This window comes from Epibacterium sp. ABV4_022, assembly GCF_056159345.1.
This window is the reverse complement of the sequence record NZ_JBSWVA010000001.1, coordinates 347,127-367,713: the sequence shown is the minus strand read 5'-3', so window position 1 is coordinate 367,713 and position 20,587 is coordinate 347,127. Positions and strand designations below refer to the sequence as shown.

21 protein-coding genes are annotated in these 20,587 nt (G+C 60.8%); 12 read left to right on the top strand and 9 right to left on the bottom strand.

Annotation, left to right across the window (positions count from 1 at the left end; translation table 11 throughout):
• Positions 1–355: 355 nt before the first annotated feature.
• The 3 genes from rpsT to mutM form a co-directional block, all read right to left on the bottom strand.
• A complete protein-coding gene (gene rpsT / locus ACXAF5_RS01750) occupies positions 356–619 on the bottom strand; it encodes a 30S ribosomal protein S20 (RefSeq protein ID WP_239322101.1) in 264 nt (87 codons plus the stop codon).
• A 288-nt stretch (positions 620–907) separates the two neighbouring features.
• Positions 908–1,684, bottom strand: a complete 777-nt coding sequence (locus tag ACXAF5_RS01745; protein WP_239322102.1) for an enoyl-CoA hydratase — start codon at positions 1,682–1,684, stop codon at positions 908–910.
• A 66-nt stretch (positions 1,685–1,750) separates the two neighbouring features.
• Positions 1,751–2,602 (bottom strand): bifunctional DNA-formamidopyrimidine glycosylase/DNA-(apurinic or apyrimidinic site) lyase, encoded by an 852-nt coding sequence (gene mutM / locus ACXAF5_RS01740; protein WP_474945309.1) that lies wholly within the window; start codon positions 2,600–2,602, stop codon positions 1,751–1,753.
• An 86-nt stretch (positions 2,603–2,688) separates the two neighbouring features.
• On the opposite strand from mutM, the gene ubiE reads away from it, so the two are divergent.
• Together ubiE and ubiB are read left to right on the top strand one after the other, a co-directional pair.
• Positions 2,689–3,441: a bifunctional demethylmenaquinone methyltransferase/2-methoxy-6-polyprenyl-1,4-benzoquinol methylase UbiE gene (gene ubiE, locus ACXAF5_RS01735; protein ID WP_474945308.1), complete on the top strand. Its 753-nt coding sequence runs from the start codon at positions 2,689–2,691 to the stop codon at positions 3,439–3,441.
• 3 nt (positions 3,442–3,444) lie between these two features.
• Positions 3,445–4,971, top strand: coding sequence for a 2-polyprenylphenol 6-hydroxylase (gene ubiB, locus ACXAF5_RS01730; RefSeq protein ID WP_474945307.1), 1,527 nt, complete (start codon positions 3,445–3,447; stop codon positions 4,969–4,971).
• A 101-nt stretch (positions 4,972–5,072) separates the two neighbouring features.
• Here ubiB and ACXAF5_RS01725 read toward each other — a convergent pair whose 3' ends face one another.
• Positions 5,073–6,248: an acetyl-CoA C-acyltransferase family protein gene (locus tag ACXAF5_RS01725; protein ID WP_474945306.1), complete on the bottom strand. Its 1,176-nt coding sequence runs from the start codon at positions 6,246–6,248 to the stop codon at positions 5,073–5,075.
• Positions 6,249–6,356: 108 nt separating this feature from the next.
• On the opposite strand from ACXAF5_RS01725, the gene ACXAF5_RS01720 reads away from it, so the two are divergent.
• The 3 genes from ACXAF5_RS01720 to tdh all read left to right on the top strand — a co-directional run bounded on the left by ACXAF5_RS01720 (position 6,357) and on the right by tdh (position 9,319).
• The gene (locus tag ACXAF5_RS01720; protein ID WP_474945305.1) at positions 6,357–6,923 is read left to right on the top strand and encodes a helix-turn-helix domain-containing protein; all 567 of its coding nucleotides are present in this window, start codon (positions 6,357–6,359) and stop codon (positions 6,921–6,923) included.
• Between the two features lie 163 nt (positions 6,924–7,086).
• Positions 7,087–8,271, top strand: a complete 1,185-nt coding sequence (locus ACXAF5_RS01715) for a glycine C-acetyltransferase (protein ID WP_474945304.1) — start codon at positions 7,087–7,089, stop codon at positions 8,269–8,271.
• Between the two features lie 16 nt (positions 8,272–8,287).
• Entirely contained in the window at positions 8,288–9,319 is a 1,032-nt protein-coding gene (gene tdh, locus ACXAF5_RS01710) for an L-threonine 3-dehydrogenase (RefSeq protein WP_474947781.1), read from the top strand.
• Between the two features lie 228 nt (positions 9,320–9,547).
• Here the strand turns inward: tdh and ACXAF5_RS01705 are convergent, their stop codons facing one another.
• Positions 9,548–10,282, bottom strand: coding sequence for a metallophosphoesterase family protein (locus tag ACXAF5_RS01705; protein ID WP_474945303.1), 735 nt, complete (start codon positions 10,280–10,282; stop codon positions 9,548–9,550).
• A gap of 141 nt (positions 10,283–10,423) precedes the next feature.
• Here ACXAF5_RS01705 and ACXAF5_RS01700 point away from each other — a divergent pair, with 141 nt between their 5' ends.
• Complete coding sequence (locus ACXAF5_RS01700; protein WP_474945302.1) at positions 10,424–10,792, top strand: hypothetical protein; 369 nt, start codon at positions 10,424–10,426, stop codon at positions 10,790–10,792.
• A 67-nt stretch (positions 10,793–10,859) separates the two neighbouring features.
• Here ACXAF5_RS01700 and serA read toward each other — a convergent pair whose 3' ends face one another.
• Entirely contained in the window at positions 10,860–12,455 is a 1,596-nt protein-coding gene (serA, locus tag ACXAF5_RS01695; protein ID WP_474945301.1) for a phosphoglycerate dehydrogenase, read from the bottom strand.
• A gap of 93 nt (positions 12,456–12,548) precedes the next feature.
• Entirely contained in the window at positions 12,549–13,694 is a 1,146-nt protein-coding gene (locus tag ACXAF5_RS01690; protein ID WP_239322111.1) for a phosphoserine transaminase, read from the bottom strand.
• A 235-nt stretch (positions 13,695–13,929) separates the two neighbouring features.
• On the opposite strand from ACXAF5_RS01690, the gene serB reads away from it, so the two are divergent.
• Both serB and ACXAF5_RS01680 read left to right on the top strand, forming a co-directional pair.
• A complete protein-coding gene (gene serB, locus ACXAF5_RS01685; protein ID WP_474945300.1) occupies positions 13,930–14,805 on the top strand; it encodes a phosphoserine phosphatase SerB in 876 nt (291 codons plus the stop codon).
• A gap of 4 nt (positions 14,806–14,809) precedes the next feature.
• Positions 14,810–15,568 (top strand): TSUP family transporter, encoded by a 759-nt coding sequence (locus ACXAF5_RS01680; protein ID WP_474945299.1) that lies wholly within the window; start codon positions 14,810–14,812, stop codon positions 15,566–15,568.
• An 18-nt stretch (positions 15,569–15,586) separates the two neighbouring features.
• On the opposite strand, the gene ACXAF5_RS01675 is transcribed toward ACXAF5_RS01680, so the two are convergent.
• Positions 15,587–16,594: an asparaginase gene (locus ACXAF5_RS01675; protein WP_474945298.1), complete on the bottom strand. Its 1,008-nt coding sequence runs from the start codon at positions 16,592–16,594 to the stop codon at positions 15,587–15,589.
• 227 nt (positions 16,595–16,821) lie between these two features.
• Between ACXAF5_RS01675 and ACXAF5_RS01670 the strand changes: the two genes are divergently transcribed.
• The 4 genes from ACXAF5_RS01670 to ACXAF5_RS01655 all read left to right on the top strand — a co-directional run bounded on the left by ACXAF5_RS01670 (position 16,822) and on the right by ACXAF5_RS01655 (position 19,457).
• Positions 16,822–17,355 (top strand): invasion associated locus B family protein, encoded by a 534-nt coding sequence (locus ACXAF5_RS01670; RefSeq protein ID WP_239322115.1) that lies wholly within the window; start codon positions 16,822–16,824, stop codon positions 17,353–17,355.
• 222 nt (positions 17,356–17,577) lie between these two features.
• On the top strand, positions 17,578–18,771 hold the full coding sequence (rlmN, locus tag ACXAF5_RS01665) for a dual-specificity RNA methyltransferase RlmN (protein WP_239363869.1): 1,194 nt from the start codon (positions 17,578–17,580) through the stop codon (positions 18,769–18,771).
• A gap of 172 nt (positions 18,772–18,943) precedes the next feature.
• The gene (locus ACXAF5_RS01660; protein ID WP_474945297.1) at positions 18,944–19,099 is read left to right on the top strand and encodes a hypothetical protein; all 156 of its coding nucleotides are present in this window, start codon (positions 18,944–18,946) and stop codon (positions 19,097–19,099) included.
• Between the two features lie 154 nt (positions 19,100–19,253).
• On the top strand, positions 19,254–19,457 hold the full coding sequence (locus tag ACXAF5_RS01655; RefSeq protein WP_239322118.1) for a hypothetical protein: 204 nt from the start codon (positions 19,254–19,256) through the stop codon (positions 19,455–19,457).
• A 206-nt stretch (positions 19,458–19,663) separates the two neighbouring features.
• On the opposite strand, the gene ACXAF5_RS01650 is transcribed toward ACXAF5_RS01655, so the two are convergent.
• Positions 19,664–20,512: an LOG family protein gene (locus ACXAF5_RS01650; RefSeq protein ID WP_239322119.1), complete on the bottom strand. Its 849-nt coding sequence runs from the start codon at positions 20,510–20,512 to the stop codon at positions 19,664–19,666.
• Between the last annotated feature and the right edge of the window lie 75 nt (positions 20,513–20,587).

Genomic DNA, 20,587 nt, shown 5'->3' with positions numbered 1-20,587 from the left:
CAAAAGCACGGTATCGGCCAAAGATGCCGATAGAATACCGTTGCCAATGCCACGCGCAGCGCGCGGATCATCGGCCATAACAACCCTAATGCCCGTTAGGATTGTTGCGAGCAGCCTGTCCCCCCAGCGAATGAATCGCTGGAACAGTGGTAGCAATTTCCGGCGTGGAGCGGCAACGAAACTATGATGTTGACTCGGGCTTACCCGGCAAAGAATCTCTGCGACTCGACGGAAGTGACCGAAATCCTTCAAACAAAAAAGCACCGCCTCTGGCGGTGCTTTTTTATGTTGAAATCCGGATGGAGCTCGCTAGCGCTGTGCCCCCGGAATCGCCTGTCACAAAGCCTGCTGTGGCTTATGCCAGCGCCTTCACACGCGCGGACAGACGGGAGATTTTACGGGACGCCGTGTTCTTGTGGTACACGCCTTTGGTCACACCGCGCATCAGCTCGGGCTGCGCCGCGCGCAGGGCTGCGGTTGCGGCTTCTTTGTCGCCGGAGGCGATGGCTTCTTCGACTTTACGCAGGTAGGTGCGGATGCGCGAACGACGAGCTTTGTTGATGGCAAAGCGCTTTTCGTTCTGACGTGCGCGCTTCTTGGCCTGAGGAGTATTTGCCATGATATGGTGACCTTATGTTCGGGTTCGTTGTATTCAATTATGGCGAATGCCAGCCGAACCCGGATCGGATCACCGGTCGTGATTCTAGCCTGAGCGGGCTGCACGCGCATGTATGACGGCGGTGGATACTGGATTCGCGCACAAAGCGCAAGCCACCATTGCCTCAGGGCCCAACCACCGCCACCCCTCAACAAAAAAGCGGGCCCAAAGCCCGCTTTCCCGATGCGCCAGACGTGACGCGAATTGATGTGGTCACAGCGACCGCAGCGACGCGCAGCTGGTCGCGTGTTACTTGTCGCGGAATTGCGCTTCGCGCTTTTCAAGGAACGCCGACATGCCTTCCTTCTGATCTTCCGTTGCAAACATGGAATGAAAGACCCGGCGTTCAAACAGCATGCCCTCGCTCAGCGGCAGCTCGTAGGCGCGATTGACCGACTCCTTGACCCCCATCGACGTCAGAACCGATTTCTCCGCGATCTTCTGGGCCGCGCCCATCGCCTCGTCCATCAGCTTTTTCGCCGGCACCACGCGCGAGACCAGACCGGCGCGCTCTGCCTCTTCGGCAGTCATGAAACGACCCGTCAGGTTCATGTCCATGGACTTCGACTTTCCGACAAACCGCGTCAGACGCTGGGTGCCGCCCATACCGGCCACAACACCAAGGTTGATTTCCGGCTGACCGAACTTGGCGGTGTCGGCCGCGATGATGAAGTCGCACATCATTGCCACTTCGCACCCGCCGCCAAGCGCATAGCCGGAGACCGCCGCAATAATCGGTTTGCGCACCGCCGAGATCCGGTCATTTGCATCGGCAAAGAGGTTGGTGGTGAAGACGTCCACAAAGCTCATCTCCGACATCTCCTTGATGTCGGCGCCGGCAGCAAATGCCTTTTCCGAGCCGGTCAGCACGATACAGCGCACCTTGTCGCTGGCGTCCGCTTCTTCCAAAGCGGCACACAACTCGCCCAGAAGGACAGAATTGAGCGCGTTCAACGCTTCAGGCCGGTTCATCTTGATGAGGCAGACGTGGTCCTGAGTATCGACGTTGATCGTCTCATAGGCCATGGCAATTCGCTTTCGGTTGTTGCTCCTGAACCATCAGTCCTTATCACGGCGGTTCGCTCTTTCAAGCTATCTTTGGCACTTGCCACAGTAGAAGGACGACCGCCCCGACTGGGTGATTCTGCTTACGATACCGCCACACTCGGCACGGCGACAGGGCTGATCCTCGCGCCCGTAAACATCAAAGGTATGCTGAAAATATCCAAGCTCTCCATTGGCTTGGCGAAAATCCTTCAGCGAGGATCCCCCCGCCGCGATGGCATCCTGCAAGACCTCGCGGATGATCGGGACCAGCGCGGCGACGCGCGCAGCGCTGATCCGGCCCGTTTCGCGACGTGGCGAAATTCCGGCACGGAACAAGGCTTCGCAGACGTATATATTCCCAAGACCTGCGATGATTCCCTGATCGAGCAGCGCTGATTTCACCGGCGTCCGGCGCCCTTTGAACGCAGCAATCAGGTGCTGCTCGTGAAAATCGTTGCCCAGCGGTTCCGGCCCCAGCACCGCGAGCAGCTTGTGCGTCTCCGCCGTTGCGGTCTCCAGCAGGTCCATCGCGCCGAAGCGGCGCGGATCGTTGAAGGTGACACGGGCGCCGTTGTCCATGTGAAACACCACATGGTCGTGTTTCTCTTGCGCGGGGTGATCGTGCACGAATTGCCCCAGGGGATCGCCAGAAACGGTCATCCGCCCGGACATGCCGAGATGGATCAAAAGCGTCTCGCCGCTATCGAGATCCGCAAGGATGTACTTTGACCGTCGCCGCATCGACATGACACGCCGCCCCGACAGACGCTCCGCCATCCGGTCCGGGAACGGCCAGCGCAGATCGGGGCGGTTCACATCCGCGCGCGCGATCACGGCGCCTTCCATCGAAGGGCGCAGGCCGCGCATCACCGTCTCGACCTCGGGCAATTCAGGCATTAGAGGACTCCCCTGACAGAAGGGCGCATTGTGCCGCCCCGTGAGCGCTCTATAACAAGGGCGAAACTGCGAGGACGACAAGGCCCATGACCGAGAAATCTGACAGCACCACCCATTTCGGCTTTCAATCCGTGCCGGAGCACGAAAAGGCAGGCCGGGTGCAGGGGGTCTTCAACTCCGTCGCCTCGAAATACGACATCATGAACGACGTGATGAGCGTCGGCATCCACCGGATCTGGAAGGATGCGATGATGGACTGGCTGGCACCGCGCCCCGGTCAACGCCTGCTGGATGTGGCGGGTGGGACCGGCGATATTTCGTTTCGCTTCCTGAAACGCGCGGGCTACGGACACTCCACCGTGCTCGACCTCACCCGGCCGATGCTGGAAGAGGGGCGCAAGCGGGCCGAGGCCGAGCAGATGGCCGACAGTCTGGACTGGGTCACCGGCGACGCCATGGCGCTGCCGTTCAAAGACAACACATTCGACGTCTACACCATTTCTTTCGGCATCCGGAATGTGACCCGCCCGCAAGAGGCCCTGAACGAAGCCTTCCGCGTCCTAAAACCCGGTGGCCGCCTGATGGTGCTGGAGTTCAGCCAACTGCCGAACGACGGGCTGCAAAAGCTCTATGACCTCTATAGTTTCTACGTCATTCCCCGTATGGGACAGATGATCGCCGGCGATTACGACAGCTATCAGTATCTGGTGGAATCGATCCGCAACTTCCCGGACCAGGAAACGTTCCTCGGGATGGTGAAACAGGCCGGATTTGAAAACGCCAAATACCGAAACCTGTCGATGGGCATTGCCGCTCTGCATTCGGGCTGGAAGATCTGATCGATGCGCGGACCTCACAACATCATTCGCCTGATCCGAACAGGCGCCACCTTCGTGCGGACCGGTGCCATGAATGTGGTACTCGACGCCTTTGATGCCCCGGCCCCGTTGCGCATGGTCGCCTATACCCTTGGCTGGCCGTTCCAGTGGCTTGGCTACAAGGGCGACCCATCCATGCCACCGGCAACCCGCGCAATCACCGCTTTGGGGCCGGCCTACATCAAGTTCGGTCAGGTGCTCTCGACCCGCCCCGACGTGGTGGGCGAGGATATGGCGCGGCAATTGCGCGTCTTGCAAGACAAGCTGCCCCCCTTCCCGTGCGAAGTCGCCATGGATGAGGTCGCCAAGGAACTGGGCCAATCCGTGGACGAGGTTTTCTCGGAGTTTTCCGAGCCGATCGCCGCTGCCTCCATTGCGCAGGTTCATCATGCCAAGCTTGCTGAAACCGGCCAGGACGTCGCCGTCAAGGTACTCCGCCCGGGTGTCGAACGCGCCTTTCGCAAGGACGTGGACGCCTTCTATTTCGCCGCCCGCATCGCAGAGCTGTTCGCACCCGGCGCCAAACGCCTGCGCCCCATGGATGTGATCACCCACTTCGATGGCGTTGTCCGTGGCGAACTGGACCTGCGCCTTGAAAGTGCGGCCGCCTCAGAGTTCGCGGATAACACCTCCAATGACGCGGGCTTCCAACTACCGCCAGTGCTGTGGAATTACTCAGCCCGCCGGGTGATGACGCTGGGCTGGGCCGACGGGTTGCCGATCGGCGACAATGACGCGCTGGATGCCGCCGGTCATGATCGTCACGCGCTGGGTGAACGGGTCTTGTCGCTGTTCCTGAATCATGCGCTGCGCGATGGGTATTTCCATGCTGACATGCACCAGGGCAATATGAAGGTCGCCGCCAATGGCGACATCATTGCCTATGACTTTGGCATCATGGGCCATATCGACCTATATACCCGCCGGGTCTATGCCGAGATCCTCTATGGGTTCATCAAACGCGACTATAAACGCGTGGCCGAAGTCCATTTCGAGGCAGGCTATGTGCCCGCCACGCAGGATGTCGACGAGTTCGCCCGCGCATTGCGGGCCGTTGGAGAGCCGATCTTTGGCATGGACGCCACGCATATCTCCATGGGGCGGCTCTTGAACTACCTCTTCGAGGTGACAGAGCGTTTTGGCATGGAAACGCGCACAGAGTTGATCCTGTTGCAGCGCACCATGGTGGTGGTCGAAGGCGTCGCCCGCTCGCTTGATCCGCGCATCAACATCTGGGATGTCGCAAAGCCGGTGGTGGAGGACTACATCAAATCCTCCATCGGCCCCCGCGCTATCGCGTCTGATCTGGGCAAGACTGCGTTGGTCTTGGCCCGCTTTGGCCCGCGTCTGCCCACGTTGGTGGAACGCGCCCTGATCGCGCAGGCGCAGGAACCGGAAGATACATCAGCCCGCCGCCCTTGGAAACGTGCCGCGGCCGCAGGCGCGACTGTTGGCGTCCTCGCCACTCTCATCATCACGCATCTGGCGTAACAAAAAGGGGGCCGACGATCTCAGCCCCCTCATCTAACCAAAAATATCCTGGGGTGAATGCGCGCCAGCGCAGAGGGGCACCGCCCCTCCGCCCGATCAGATCAAAGACGCTCGATTGCCAGTGCAATCCCCTGACCACCACCTATACACATGGTGATGATCGCCCGGCGACCGCCCGTGCGTTCCAATTCATACAGCGCCTTGACGGTGATGATGGCTCCGGTTGCCCCCACCGGATGCCCCAATGCGATCGCACCGCCATTGGGGTTCACTTTGGCGGCGTCCAGCCCGAGCGCTTTGTTCACCGCCAGTGCCTGCGCTGCAAAGGCCTCGTTCGACTCGATCAGGTCAAAATCCCCGACGGTCATATCGATGCGCTTCAACAGCTGCTCCACCGCCGGAATCGGACCAACGCCCATCACCTCTGGCCGCACGCCCGCATGGGCATACCCCAGCACCCGCGCCTTGGGTTTCAGACCGGCCTTCTCCGCCGCCTCACCAGTTGCCAACACCAATGCCGCCGCGCCATCGTTGATCCCCGACGCATTGCCCGCAGTGACACGACCCTCCTTCTGAAACACCGGGCGCAGGCCTGCGAGCGCTTCCAGCGAGGTGGCTTTGGGGTGCTCATCCACTTCAAACGGCACCATATCGCGTTTGACCTTCACCTCGACCGGTACGATCTGGCTTTGGAAATAGCCTGCCTCAATCGCTGCCGCCGCGCGGGTCTGGCTGGCCATGGCAAATGCGTCCATCTGTTCACGGGTGATCTCATGCTCGTTTGCGACATTCTCTGCGGTCACCCCCATATGGCCGGTCCCAAAGGGGCAGTTGAGCGCGCCCAGCATCATGTCGAGCGATTTTACATCGCCCATTTTCTGCCCCCAGCGAGTCGAGGGTGTGATGAAGGGACTGCGCGACATGTTCTCGGCACCACCCGTAAGTGCAAACTCCGCGTCGCCCAGCATCAAGGCCTGAATGCCCGAGACAATCGCTTGCGCGCCCGATCCACACAGCCGGTTCACATTCATCGCCGGTGTGGTTTCGGGAATACCTGCCTGCATCGCGGCCACCCGCGACAAATACATGTCACGCGGCTCGGTGTTGATGACATGGCCGTAAACCACGGTGCCGATTTGCGCAGGCTCAACACCGGAACGCTCCATTGCTGCCTTGGCCACCGTCGCGCCCAGATCGATCGGCGCAGTTTGTGCCAATGCGCCACCAAAGGCACCAATCGCCGTGCGCGCGCCGTCCAGAATCACGATATCCGTCATGTCTCACTCCTCATGTCCGTTTGCGCCAGTATGCACCCGCAGCATAAACCTGTCCCGCAGGACGTCCCGTCATTGACAGCATCGTCTGGCCGCGCCACTACTTCCGTCATGACGGACACGACAGACGATATCCTGACCCTTTTGCCCGCCCGCCTGAAAGAGGCACGCCGGGCGCAAGGGTTGAGCCTGGAAGCAGTGGCGAACCTTTCCGGAGTCAGCCGCTCAATGGTGAGCCAGATCGAACGAGGGGAGAGTTCGCCCACGATCGCAACGCTTTGGAATCTCACCCGCGCGCTTCAGGTGGATTTCGCCGGACTGTTGGAGGCCAGCGAGACGGTCGACCGCATCGATGTTCTGCGCGCGCGGGATGTGCCCGTGATCGACAGCAAGGCCGCGCAATGCACCATCGCCATCCTGTCTCCGCCTGAAGATGTCGGCGGGCATGAGGTCTATGACATCAGCTTTGCTGCCGGAGGGGCCTTGATCAGCCAACCACACACGCCCGGCACGCGGGAACAACTGACGGTGCTCGAAGGAACGGTTGTCTTGACCTCCGGCACGGCGGAGGATCGCCTCTTGCCAGGCGATACAGCCCGCTATGCGGCCGATGTTTCACATGCGATTGCCGCCCCGGACGGCGCTGCGCGGGTGTTCCTGATTGTGAAGAACAGTTGAGGGGCGCGGCCCCTCTTGGCCTCTCGGCCAATTCACCTGGGATAGTTTCGGTGAGAAGGTGAGGATTCCGTAATTGCGGATTTTTTTCCGCAAAGCTGAAATTCCACCTTTACGGACGCACGTCCACTATGACAGACTTCGGGAAACAACCGGAGTCGTGCTCATGTCCAATGCTTTTCTCAGCCACATCAGCGAAACCCTGACGCAGATCGAAGCGGACGGTCTTTACAAGCGCGAACGAATGATCACCTCGCCCCAGGCGGGCGAGATCCACGTGGGCGACCGCGCGGTCATCAACCTCTGTGCCAACAACTATCTTGGCCTGGCTGATCATCCAGATCTGATTGCCGCTGCAAAGGCTGTGATGGACGACAAGGGCTATGGAATGGCCTCGGTCCGTTTCATCTGCGGCACGCAAGATCTGCACCGCGCGCTGGAGCAGCGCATTGCAAAATTCCTGGGCAAGGACGATTCGATCCTGTTTGCCGCCTGTTTTGACGCCAATGGCGGGCTGTTCGAACCCTTGCTTGGGCCGGAGGATGCGATTGTCTCCGACAGTCTGAACCACGCTTCCATCATCGACGGCATCCGCCTCTGCAAGGCGCAGCGCTATCGCTATGCCAACAACGACATGGCGGATCTGGAGGCCAAGCTGAAAGACGCCCGTGCAGCCGGTGCACGCCACATCATGGTGGCCACCGATGGCGTGTTCTCCATGGATGGCTACCTGGCCAACCTGCCTGCAATCCGCGAGATTGCCGACCGTTATGATGCGGTGGTTATGGTCGATGACTGTCATGCGACGGGGTTCATGGGGCCACATGGGGCCGGCACGCCGGATCATTTTGGCGTCGACGTCGACATTCTGACCGGCACGCTGGGCAAGGCGCTGGGCGGTGCGATCGGCGGCTATATCGCCGGACCGCAGCCGGTGATTGACCTGCTACGTCAGCGCGCACGGCCCTATCTGTTTTCAAACTCGTTGCCGCCTGCAGTCGTAGCGGCGGGCCTGGAAGCGATCCGTCTGGTTGAAGAAGGCGAGGACCTCCGCAAGCAGCTGTTTAAAAACGCCAAATTCTGGCGTGAGGGCCTGACGGAGCTGGGGTTTGACCTGCTGCCCGGCGAACACCCGATCATCCCGGTGATGCTGGGAGATGCCAAGCTTGCACAAGCCATGGCGGCCAGGCTCTTTGACGAAGGTGTCTATGTCTCCGGCTTCTTCTTTCCCGTTGTGCCCAAGGGCCAGGCCCGCATCCGCACCCAGATGAATGCCGCCCTGACCCGTGAGGAATTGTCCCGAGCCCTCGGCGCGTTTGAGCGTGCGGGCAAAGCCTGTGGAGTGATCTGACATGCTGCCCAACACAATGAAAGCCCTTGAAAAATCCAAACCCGAAGAGGGTCTCTGGATGGTGCAGGCGCCGGTACCGGACATCGGGCCGGATGATGTGCTGATCAAGGTCAACAAAACCGGCATCTGCGGCACCGACATTCACATCTGGAACTGGGACGATTGGGCCGCACACACGGTGCCCGTGCCGATGATCACCGGCCATGAATTCGCAGGCGAGATCGTGGAGCTGGGGCGGAACGTGACCGGGCTCTCGGTCGGGCAGCGTTGCTCGGGCGAGGGGCATCTGATCGGCACCGAGAGCCGTCAATCACGTTCCGGAAAGTTTCACCTTGATCCGGGCACGCGCGGGATCGGGGTCAACGAGCAAGGCGCATTTGCGCAGTATTTGCGCCTTCCCGCGTTTAATGTGGTGCCCCTGCCCGACGACATTCCGGATGAAATCGGCGCGATCCTCGACCCGCTGGGCAATGCCGTGCACACCGCGCTGAGCTTTGATCTGCTGGGTGAAGATGTGCTGATCACCGGCGCAGGCCCCATCGGCATCATGGCAGCAGCCGTCGCCCGCCACGCCGGGGCGCGACATGTGGTCATCACGGATGTGAACGTCGACCGTCTGACCTTGGCGGAACAGGTCGCGCGGGTTCGTACCGTCAACGTGGCCAAGGAAGACCTGAATGACGTGAAGCACGAGCTGGGTCTGAAAGAAGGTTTTGACGTCGGGCTTGAGATGTCCGGCAACCAGCAGGCGCTGGACCAAATGGTTGAGGCTCTGGTGATGGGTGGCAAGATCGCGCTTCTTGGGATTCCACCGGGCAAATCCCCGGTCGATTGGTCGCGCATCGTCTTTAAGGCGATCACGCTCAAGGGTGTCTATGGCCGTGAAATGTTTGAAACCTGGTACAAGATGATCGCCATGCTGCAAAACGGCCTGGATGTCAGCCGGGTCATCACCCACCGGTTTGCAGTCGATGAGTTTGCCCAGGGCTTCGCCACCATGAAGTCAGGGCAGAGTGGCAAGGTTGTGCTGGACTGGACCGGGCATTGACCCTTGCAAAAAAGTGGCAGGCTACCCCGGTCGGAGAGCCTGCCACAGTCAGGACAACGTGAAGCATAACGCGACGCCACCGGCGACAGGGAGCTGCCGTGCAGGGGAATGCAAACAGGTCGCGACGTCAGTCATGCCCCTCTTGCTACACCTATTACGCGAGCAATATCAACAACACTCTTCTATACGGTGTGCAAGGATAACACTCGGCCCGGAATATGGATGTGTCTATGCAGCAGGACGCAGGGGCTGTCGCCCTTCTTCTGTCAAGCACCAGGCCTCACGCCCTTCGAACACCACCGGCACCAATGTCCGACCGTAGCCCGCGCCGCAGTCGATATCGATCCGATTGCCATAGTGGACCGGGCGTTCTTCGGCGGTGTGACCATGCACAATCAATCGCGGGTGCGCAGCGGCATGTTCGAGGAACCCCTGCCTGATCCAGAGCATGTCCTGTTCGACCTGCTGCGAGAGTGAAACACCCGGGCGAATGCCCGCATGGACAAAAAACAGCTCCTCGGTCTGGTGGCACAGGGGCAACTGATCCAGCCACTCCAGATGGGTGCTTGGCACCGCAGCACGCGCCTTTTCATGCACCAGCGACGTCCGGTCCCGCGGCTGACAGCTCACCCCATAGGAGGCCAGCGTCGCCGCGCCGCCGATGCGTTCCTGCAGATAATAGAGCTCTACCGGCAGATGCGGGTCTTCACGCGGGAACTCTTCGAGAAACCATGAGAACATCCGGTCGTGATTGCCCTTGAGGCACGTCCAGTTGCGCCCCGCCGCCTGACCTTCCATCAGCTGGTCAATCACGCCCCGGCTGTCCGGGCCCCGATCAACGTAGTCGCCGACAAAGACCACCTCCGCGTCCACGCCGCCATCCATCGCGATCAATTCCAGCGCGCGGTTCAGTTGCGCGGTCTGTCCGTGAATATCGCCAATGGCATAGATGGGTCTGGTCATAGTGGTTCTTCTTTCAGTTTTTCTGCAAGCCCCGGTCTTATCCGGGTAAGATCACGGAGAGATAACATCTCGACCGGTAACAAAGGCAAACGGGACACCGAGGGCAAGGTGAAAACCCGTCACCCAGGGAAGGAACGCGGAATGAAGGGAATTGCATTCGGATTCATGGTTCTGGCTGTTTGTTTGGGCATACTCGGAATGATCTGGGGCATCCAGATGGCGGCCTCGCAGGATCACACTTTGGCAAATGCTCATGCGCATCTGAACCTGATCGGTTGGGTCGGTTTTGCGCTCTATGGGCTTTATTATCACGCGGTGCCCGCCGCCGCACAGGGCCGATTGCCGCGCCTGCACCTGGCGATTTCGGTGCTGGCGGTGGGCACCATCGCGCCGGGTATCGCCATCGCCCAAAGCGGCGGCGGTGATGTGCTGGCGATTCTGGGCAGTTTTCTCACGCTTGCGAGCGCCCTGATCTTCCTTTTCACGGTGATCCGCAGCCGTGCCGCGTGACGCAAGTTCGGGTCCGCCATCCCTGGCGAACCCGTTCCTTTCATAGGTCTGCCTGCACAAGCGCAGCTCAGGCGACGTCGAATTCCAGCGGCTTGATCTGGGTGAACAGCCCGGTTTCCGCCAGCTTTGCGCGTGCATCCGCGGGGACAGGCGCATCCACATAGAGCAATGCAATTGCTTCACCGCCCACGGTCGAACGACCAAGGGTGAAGTTGGCAATATTCACATCCATGTCGCCCATGGTGCGCCCCAATGCGCCGATGATACCCGGAACGTCATTGTTGGTGGTGTAGAGCATGTGCTGCCCCACCTCGGCGTCGATATTGATCCCCTTGATCTGAATGAACCGGGGCTTGCCGTCGGAAAACACTGTCCCTGCGACGGACCGTTCCCGTTTCGCCGTCACGACGGTCACCTTGACGTAGCCGTCAAAGGCCCCGGATTTGTCCTGATTGGTGGTGGAAATCTGGATGCCACGTTCCTTGGCCACCACCGGGGCGGACACCATGTTCACGTCCGGGTTCACCTTCTTCATGATGCCGGCCACGACAGAGCAGTTGAGCGCTTCGAGATTCATCTCCGCCGCGACACCATCATAGAGAATATTGATCGCCTTGATGGGCTCATCCGTCATCTGGCCGGCAAAGGCACCGAGGTGATCGGCGAGTTTGATCCACGGCCCCATGACCTTGGCTTCTTCGGCCGTGACCGACGGCATGTTGAGCGCGTTTTCAACCGCCCCGGTCAGCAGATAATTGGCCATCTGGTCCGCGACCTGTAGCGCCACGTTTTCCTGGGCTTCGCTCGTTGCGGCGCCGAGGTGCGGCGTGCAGACCACATTCGGCAGATCGAAAAGCGGATTTTCCTTGGCCGGCTCCACCGAAAACACATCAAAGGCCGCGCCGGCGACGTGACCCGAGGTCAGGGCCTCTGCCAGTGCCGCCTCGTCGACCAGACCGCCACGGGCACAGTTGATGACGCGCACGCCCTTCTTGGTCTTGGCGAGGTTTTCACGGCTCAGGATGTTCTTGGTCTGATCGGTCAGCGGCACATGCAGGGTGATGAAATCGGCGCGGGTCAGCAGCTCGTCCAGCTCGACCTTTTCGACCTGCATCTTCTTGGCCTTCTCTTCCGAGAGGAAGGGATCGTAGGCCACAACCTTCATCTTGAGGCCCCGGGCGCGGTCGCAGACGATGCCACCGATGTTGCCCGCACCGATCACGCCGAGAGTCTTGCCGGTCAGCTCGACGCCCATGAATTTGGACTTTTCCCATTTCCCGGCATGGGTGGAGGCGGAGGCCTCCGGGATCTGACGCGCAACGGCGAACATCATTGCAATGGCATGTTCGGCGGTGGTGATCATGTTGCCGAAGGGGGTGTTCATGACGATCACGCCCTTTTTCGACGCGGCTTCCTTGTCGATGTTGTCGGTGCCGATCCCGGCGCGGCCAATCACTTTAAGCTTGGTGGCCTGTTCCAGAATGGTCGGTGTCACCTTGGTGGCGGAGCGGATCGCGAGGCCATCATATTGGCCGATGATTTCCGCCAGCTTTTCCTTGTCCTTGCCCACGTCGGGCAGGAAATCCACGTCAATGCCGCGGTCACGGAAGATCTGAACGGCGGCGTCCGAGAGTTTGTCGGAGATGAGTACTTTGGGGGCCATTTGCATTGGTCCTTTGTCTGCGGGGGCCGGGGTGCGGCCTGAAATAGCGGGAGTGGTTGGGCGCTGCCCGGGCTGTCGCCCGGGCGACTTGCGTTAGCCTTGCGCGGCGATCTCGGCCTCAAAGGCCCATGCGAGCCATGGCAGCATGGCCTCGATATCGGCCGTCTCGACCGTGCCGCCACACCAGATCCGAAGACCGGCAGGCGCGTCACGGTAAGCACCGATATCATAGGCGATGCCCTCGGCCTCCAGCCGCTTGGCCACAGCCTTGGCAAAGCTCGCGCCATCCTTGATCCGCTTGTCGGTGAACTTCAGACACACAGAGGTGTTTGACCGCGTCGCCGGATCATTGGCGAGGTTGTCGATCCAGTCGTTGGCATAGGCAAAGGCGTGGATCGCATCCGCATTGGCATTGGCCCGACCAATCAGCCCCTCAAGGCCACCGACCGACCGCGCCCAATCGAGCGCGAACAGATAGTCCTCAACCGCCAGCATCGACGGCGTATTGATGGTTGCACCGGTGAAGATCCCGTCGATCAGCTTGCCGCCCTTGGTCAGGCGGAAGATCTTCGGCAGCGGCCATGCGGGCGTGTAGCTCTCCAGGCGCTCGACTGCGCGGGGGCTGAGGACGATCACGCCATGCGCGGCCTCACCGCCGAGCACTTTTTGCCAGGAGAAGGTCGTCACATCGAGCTTCTGCCACGGCAGTTCCTGTGCGAAGGCGGCAGAGGTCGCGTCACAAATCGTCAGACCTTCGCGGTCGTCTTTGATCCAGTCGCCATTGGGAACCCGCACGCCGGAGGTGGTGCCGTTCCATGTGAAGACCACGTCATTATCGGTGTCCACCGTCGCCAGATCGACGATGTCGCCATAGTCGGCGGTCTTGACCTCGGCGTCGATTTTAAGCTGCTTCACCACGTCGGTGACCCAGCCTGCGCCAAAGCTTTCCCAGGCGAGCATCTCGACCTTGCGTTCACCCAGCAGGTTCCACATCGCCATCTCGACCGCGCCGGTGTCGGACGCAGGCACGATGCCGATCTTGTAGTCTGCGGGGATGCCCAGAACCTCGCGGGTGCCTTCGATGGCAGCGAGGAGCTTTTCCTTGCCGACGGCAGCGCGGTGGCTGCGACCCAGAGGCGCGCCAGCGAGTTTGGACAGATCGTAGGTGGGGGGTTTGGCGCAGGGGCCAGAAGAAAAACGCGGATTGGCCGGCCGCGATGCCGGTTGTGCAATAGCCATCAATGCTACCCTTCCAGATAAGCGCCCCTCGTTGGGGAGGGGTGTCCCACCAACAGCGATATGCGGGGGGGCGATTCCGCGCAACTGGGAAAATCGACCGTTTGCGTCGCTTTGGAAAATTTTTGCGACCCCGAATGACGCCAATCGGAAACTTCGGGGTCCATGCCCCTCCGGGCTGGTGCCACGGGTAAGCCCTCGTTAAGAGAAGACAACCCGCCCTGACCGGAGAACACCCATGTATGTCGCCACCCTGCTCGTGAACCCTGCCAATCCGACGCTGGAGCCTTCATTGGTCGAGTCGCTGAGGAACGCTTGGGGCGGTGGAGAGGCGCATTGGCTGAACCCCGGCATTGCGGCGGAGTTCACGCTGGAAGCGCTTCCCGACAATCAATGGGAGGTCTGGAACGATCTGCAAGGCATGGGCGTCGATCTGGTGCTTCAACCCACTGAGGGGCGGCGCAAGAAGATGCTGCTGGCAGACATGGACTCGACCATGATCCAGCAGGAGTGCATCGACGAGCTGGCGGATGAAGCCGGCGTTGGCGCGCGCGTCAAAGACATCACCGCCCGTGCCATGAACGGCGAATTGGATTTCGAGGGTGCGCTGACCGAACGCGTGGGATTGCTTAAGGGCCTTCCGGAGGACGTCATCACGCAGGTTCTGAACAGCCGCATTACCTTTATGCCGGGAGGCCGCGCGCTCTTGGCGACGATGAAAGCCGATGGGGCATATGCGGCGCTGGTTTCTGGTGGATTTACCGCCTTTACCGCGCGTGTCGCGGCAGAACTGGGGTTTGACGAAAACCGCGCCAATACTCTGGTCGTCGCAGAGGGCACGCTGACAGGCGAGGTGGGCCACCCAATCCTTGGCCGCGAAGCCAAGGTCGAAGCGCTCGAACAAATCACTGCGCGCCTTGGTCTTTCCGAGGCACAGGTGATTGCGGTTGGTGATGGAGCCAATGATCTTGGCATGTTGACCCGTGCGGGGGCTGGCGTGGCGCTCCACGCCAAACCCTCGGTCGCGGCAGAGTGCAACATCCGCATCAATCACGGCGATCTGACGGCTCTCTTGTATGTGCAGGGCTATAGCCGGGACGATTTCAAAGGATAATTGAATGTTCGAAGTCACCTTCGAGGTGCTGCTGCTGTTGATGGCAGCGGGCTTTGCCGCTGGTTTTATTGACGCGGTCGCCGGTGGTGGCGGGCTCATCACGGTGCCCGTCCTGCTCATTGCAGGTGCCAACCCGGTCACGGCGCTTGCGACCAACAAGATCCAGGGGCTGTTTGGCGCGGCCACGGCGGCGATCACCTATGCCCGCGGCGGCCATGTCGACCTTCGCACGCAATGGAAACCTGCGGTAATCGCGTTTTTCGCCTCCATCGGCGGTGCGCTTTTGGTATCTGTGCTTCCAGTCGATCTGATCCGCTATGCCCTGCCGATTCTATTGATCGGAATCGCAGTGTTTTTTGCCACCAAGAAGGGGCTGAACGACGTGGACCGCGCACGCCGTCTGTCGCCGGCAGTGTTTGCGGCCACCATGGTGCCGCTCTGTGCAGCATATGACGGTTTGCTCGGTCCCGGTGCGGGCAGTTTCTATATGCTCGCCTTTGTGGGTCTCGCTGGCTACGGGGTGCTCAAGGCGACCGCGCACACGAAACTACTGAACTTCGCCTCCAACGCGGGCGCACTGGCGGCCTTTGCCGTGGTGGCGACGCCGTGGTGGTTCACCGGCATTGCAATGGGGATCGCCCAAATCGCAGGCGCGCGGGTTGGTGCGGGGCTGGCCCAAAAACAGGGGGCAAAGGTGATCAAGCCGCTGTTGGTTCTGACCACCGTCACCCTTGCCCTGAAACTGATCTGGGATCTTCTGTAACCTGCAAAATCTGGGCAGTTAGAACTGCAGGCCAGCGGCGGGGCGCATGTCGCCACAGTGGATACCGTTCCAGTTGGTGATCGGCGCCGTCATATAGGCCTTGGCAGAGGGGCTGTTGCGATCAAGCGCGCCAAGGCTGACAAGCAAGGTGGTGATGGCGTTCTCCGCCGCGCGCGTGGTGCCATCGGCGACCTTCAGCGCGATCCCCAGTTCTTGCTCGGGGAGGATGGCGACAAATACACCCTCCGCCCCGGTTTTGACAGCAACCTTGCCGCCCATATCCCGCATCAGCGCCGTGCAGGCGCGCCCCTCTCCCGCAACCAGTTCGGGATGCAGCGCCATGGCCTCGCGCAACTGTACCGCCGCATCATCAGCGCGCCCGTTGCGGGTGTGTGCCGAAGCAAACCAGCCCATGGCGCGCGCAAGTCCCGTGATGGTGCAGGCGAAATTCGGGGCAGAACAGCCGTCAATGCCGTAGGTGGGGCTGGTTTCCCCGGTCACTTCCTCGAAGGTCTCCTGGCAGGCCTGCTGTACCGGATGGTCGATCTCTACATATTCAGCCCCCGCCCCCAGATGCTGCGAAAGCGTCAGGAAGCCCGCGTGTTTGCCCGAGCAATTGTTGTGGATCTGGCACGGGCTGTCATCCTGTTTGATGAGCCCATGCATCACCTCCTTGTCGCGTGGCATCTGCGCACCGCAGCGCAAATCCCGCTCGCTCAGCTGGAGCTGTTCGAGCCAGGTGGTCACCCGGTCGACATGAATACGGGCGCCGTTGTGTGACGCACAGGCCAGTGCCAGCTGTTGCGATGTCAGCCCGTAGCGCGCTGCCGCGCCCGAGGTCAGAAGGGGCAGCGCCTGCACCATCTTGCAGGAACTGCGCGGATAGATCACCTGCTCCGGATCGCCCCAGGCACGCACCACCTCGCCCTTGCCATTGCAAATCACGGCATGACCGAAATGCTGGCTCTCGAGCAGCTTGCCCCGCCAGATTTCGGTGAACGGAGCGGGTGCATTCGGACGGGTCATGGCGCGGGCTCTTTGCTTTGGGATGTATTCGACGCCAGCTGACAATCAAATCCCCGGGTTTTCAAGGAAAAGACGGCAGAATCCCGCCAAACCCGGCATTTGCGCATGGCCCTTGTTCCGCTAATATGCTTGTGTCAAGGATCATGAGGCATGGGCTAAGACGGTGTGGAAAACACCGCGGGCGCCCGGGGACATTAATGAAAAAGACAGTCTTGGAGGCGGGACGCATGGCATTGAAATTCGGTCGCTTGGCAAGCGCGCTCTTGGTGGCTGGCATGGCCACCGCTGCAGCCGCGCAGCAGGAAACGACGGAAAATCGCGTGGGCGCTCATGTGGATTGGAGCGTATTCGAAGAAACCTCTCCGCGAGAGTGTATTGGCGTTTCGGCGCCCAAAGAGACGGTGAACACCCGTGATGGCCGTGTTGTTGCCGTCCGCCGGAGCGAAATCCGGCTGTTCGTGTTCTATCGCCCCGACAGCGAGAACAAGGGTCAGGTCACATTCACCGGCGGGTACCCGTTTGCACCGGGCTCCACGGTGAACATGCAGATTGGTGATTCCGAATTCGAACTGTTCACAGAAGGCGAATGGGCATGGCCCGCAACGCCAACCGATGATGCCAAAATCATCACCGCGATGAAACGTGGTACGGACGCGACGCTTACAGCCCGCTCCTCGCGCGGGACGCAAACCAAGGACACGTTTTCGCTGCTTGGCTTCACAGCCGCGATCGAAGACGCGGAAAAACGCTGCGCCGGCTGACAGACCCGGGCATCCTGCACGAATGTGGCGGCGAAGCACGGGCTTCGCCGTTTGCTTTTGTGGCGCACAGCTCGCACTCGGAGGCGTTTTCGGTTAGACCATTGGGGCGGCGCGCGGCCAACGCATAGCAGGGTTGAGCGAGAATCCTTTTGATCTGGGCCCAATCTCCTATATAGAGCCGCATCCAGCCCCGTTTTGACACAAGCCAGCGAGACCCGTCTCATGACAGCCTCAGCGCCGATCACCCAAGATGTTCTGACCCTGCCCCGCAAGGAGCCGGAAAGCGGCAAGATCAACCTTGTCGGTCTGACCCGCGACCAGATGCGTGCGGTCCTGATCGAGAACGGCACAGCCGAAAAGCAGGCCAAGATGCGTGTCGGGCAGATCTGGCAATGGATCTACCAGTGGGGCGTGCGCGACTTTGCGGAGATGACCAATCTCGCCAAGGCCTATCGCGCCCAGCTTGAGGAAAAATTCGAGATCCGCATTCCAGAGGTGGTGTCGAAGCAGGTCTCCACCGATGGCACCCGCAAGTATCTGGTGCGGATCAACGGCGGCCACGAGGTCGAGGTGGTGTATATCCCCGAGGATGATCGCGGCACCTTGTGCATTTCCTCGCAGGTCGGATGCACGCTGACCTGCTCGTTCTGCCACACGGGCACGCAGAAGCTGGTGCGCAACCTGACACCTGCCGAAATCATCGGTCAGGTGATGATGGCCCGCGACGACCTCGAGGAATGGCCGACACCCGGCGCGCCAAAGGACGAGACGCGCCTTCTGTCCAACATTGTCCTGATGGGCATGGGTGAGCCGCTCTACAACTTTGAAAACGTGCGCGACGCGATGAAGATCGCGATGGACCCCGAAGGGATTTCGCTCTCGCGTCGCCGCATCACGCTATCGACCTCCGGGGTGGTGCCCGAAATCGCGCGCACCGCCGAGGAGATCGGCTGCCTGCTGGCGATTTCCTTCCACGCCACCACCAACGAGGTGCGTGATGTCCTGGTGCCGATCAACCGGCGTTGGAACATTGACGAGCTGTTGCAGGCGCTATCGGATTATCCCAAGGTCTCGAATTCCGAGCGGATCACCTTTGAGTATGTGATGCTGGATGGGGTGAACGATTCCGATGAGGATGCGCATCGGCTGCTGGACCATATCAAGCGCTACAACATCCCGGCCAAGATCAACCTCATTCCCTTTAACGAATGGCCCGGCGCGCCTTACAAGCGGTCCTCGAACAACCGTATCCGGGCCTTTGCGAACATCATCTATCAGGCGGGCTACGCGTCGCCGATTCGCAAAACCCGTGGCGATGACATCATGGCCGCCTGCGGGCAGCTCAAATCCGCAACCGAGCGCGCCCGCAAGAGCCGCAAGCAGATCGAGGCCGAGGCAGGTGTTGCCAAAGGCTGATTGGCCTGCAGCCTTCTTTGGTGCCGCTGTGGTCGCGGCACTGGATCTTCCTGTGCACAAACCCCGAACCTCGCACCAGGAACGACATGATGGATCGGTTGTGAACAGGTGCGCGCAGGTGCGGCTGCTATCGCAAACAGGCGACCTTGCCTCAGATCACAAGAGCGCCCGCATGAAGCCTCTGACCTCGCTTCCTGCCGTTGCCCTCGGCACCGGCATCGCAGCGACCGACGTGTCCGACGCCCCGATGCGCAACGCCACCGTGCCGGACCTGAGCCCGGAGCGCCTTGTCGAGATCACAACGGACATCCTGACCCTGGCCGACTGATCTTTCGCCCCGCTGCGACGTCGCGCCCATCAGGGCGCGCCTTATTATTTCCCAATTTTAGCAAAAATTGCGCCATTTGCCGCCGACAATCTCTGAATCAGAAACAGTGCGCGGACATCAACTCCGCACGACAGTCAGAGCAAGGGGCAGACAGATGATTGGACAGCAGACCGCAACAATGGACGACGGTATTCTCTCGCTGGTGCGAGAGGAGCGGCGCAAGGCCTTGAGCCCGCGTGAATGGCAGTTCCGCCTGCGCGGCTACGGGTATGCCATCCGCGACGAAGACGGGATGCAGGTGCTGACTCGTCTGCCGCGCGGCGAGGCCCTTGGTGTGCTGCCTGCTGACATGAGCTGATCGCGCAGCCATGCCCCCATAGACTTATGGTCTGATCGACTCCCGACGTTCCCACAAACGTTCCCACCCCACCCAAAAGGGACACCCCAATTTGACCATAAGCTTCCGCCCTTTCGGGCGGACCCGCGCGCCGGGCCCAACGGGCCCGGCGCGCGGCCGTTCACCGCAGGTTCTAGTGCCCCTATCGGGCGGCCGGAGCGAAGTCGTCAGCGTTCCCGGCCTGGGAGGTTCTGTCGGGCCGGTACCGGGTTCCAGGCGTCGATCACCGCGATCGCCTCGTCCGCGCTTTCAACGAATTTGAACAGGTCGAGATCCTGTTCTGAAATGGTACCAGCGTCGGCAAGCGCCTCCCAGTTGATGATCTTTTCCCAGAAGCTGCGGCCAAACAGCAGGAAGGGCACCGGCTCCATACGTCCGGTCTGGATCAGTGTCAGCGCTTCGAACAGCTCATCAAGCGTGCCAAACCCGCCGGGAAAGACGCAGATCGCCTCTGCCCGCATCAGGAAATGCATCTTGCGGATCGCAAAATAGTGGAAGTTGAAACACAGCTCCGGCGTCACGTATTCATTTGGCGCCTGCTCATGCGGCAACACGATGTTGAGACCGATCGACTCGCCCCCCGCATCGACGGCGCCGCGATTGCCAGCCTCCATCACACCGGGGCCGCCCCCCGTTGCCACCACATGACGGCGCCCGCCGGTGGCCTTTGACTTTTCCGTCATCTTCTGCGCGAAGCTGCGGGCTTCGTCGTAGAAATGGCTCAGGTCGGCAAGTGTCTGGGTGCGCGCCTTGTCCTTGTCACGCGGCGCTGGAATACGGGCCCCGCCAAACATCACCACGGTGCTTTCGACGCCTTTCTCATCCAGCATCAACTGCGGCTTCAACAGTTCCAGCTGCAAGCGCACCGGGCGCAATTCCTCGCGACACAGGAACCCCTCGTCGGCAAAGGCAAGCTGATAGACCGGTGACTGGGTTTGCGGTGTCACTGGAACATGTTCCGCACGGCTGCGGTCGGCGCGGGCATCCGGGAAACGGCTGTGGCGGTCGTCACTCATATCAAATCTTGCCTGTCTTGGGGTCAAAAAGGTCAGACCCCCTCATAGCCCGGAAGCAACACTCAAACCAGCGCC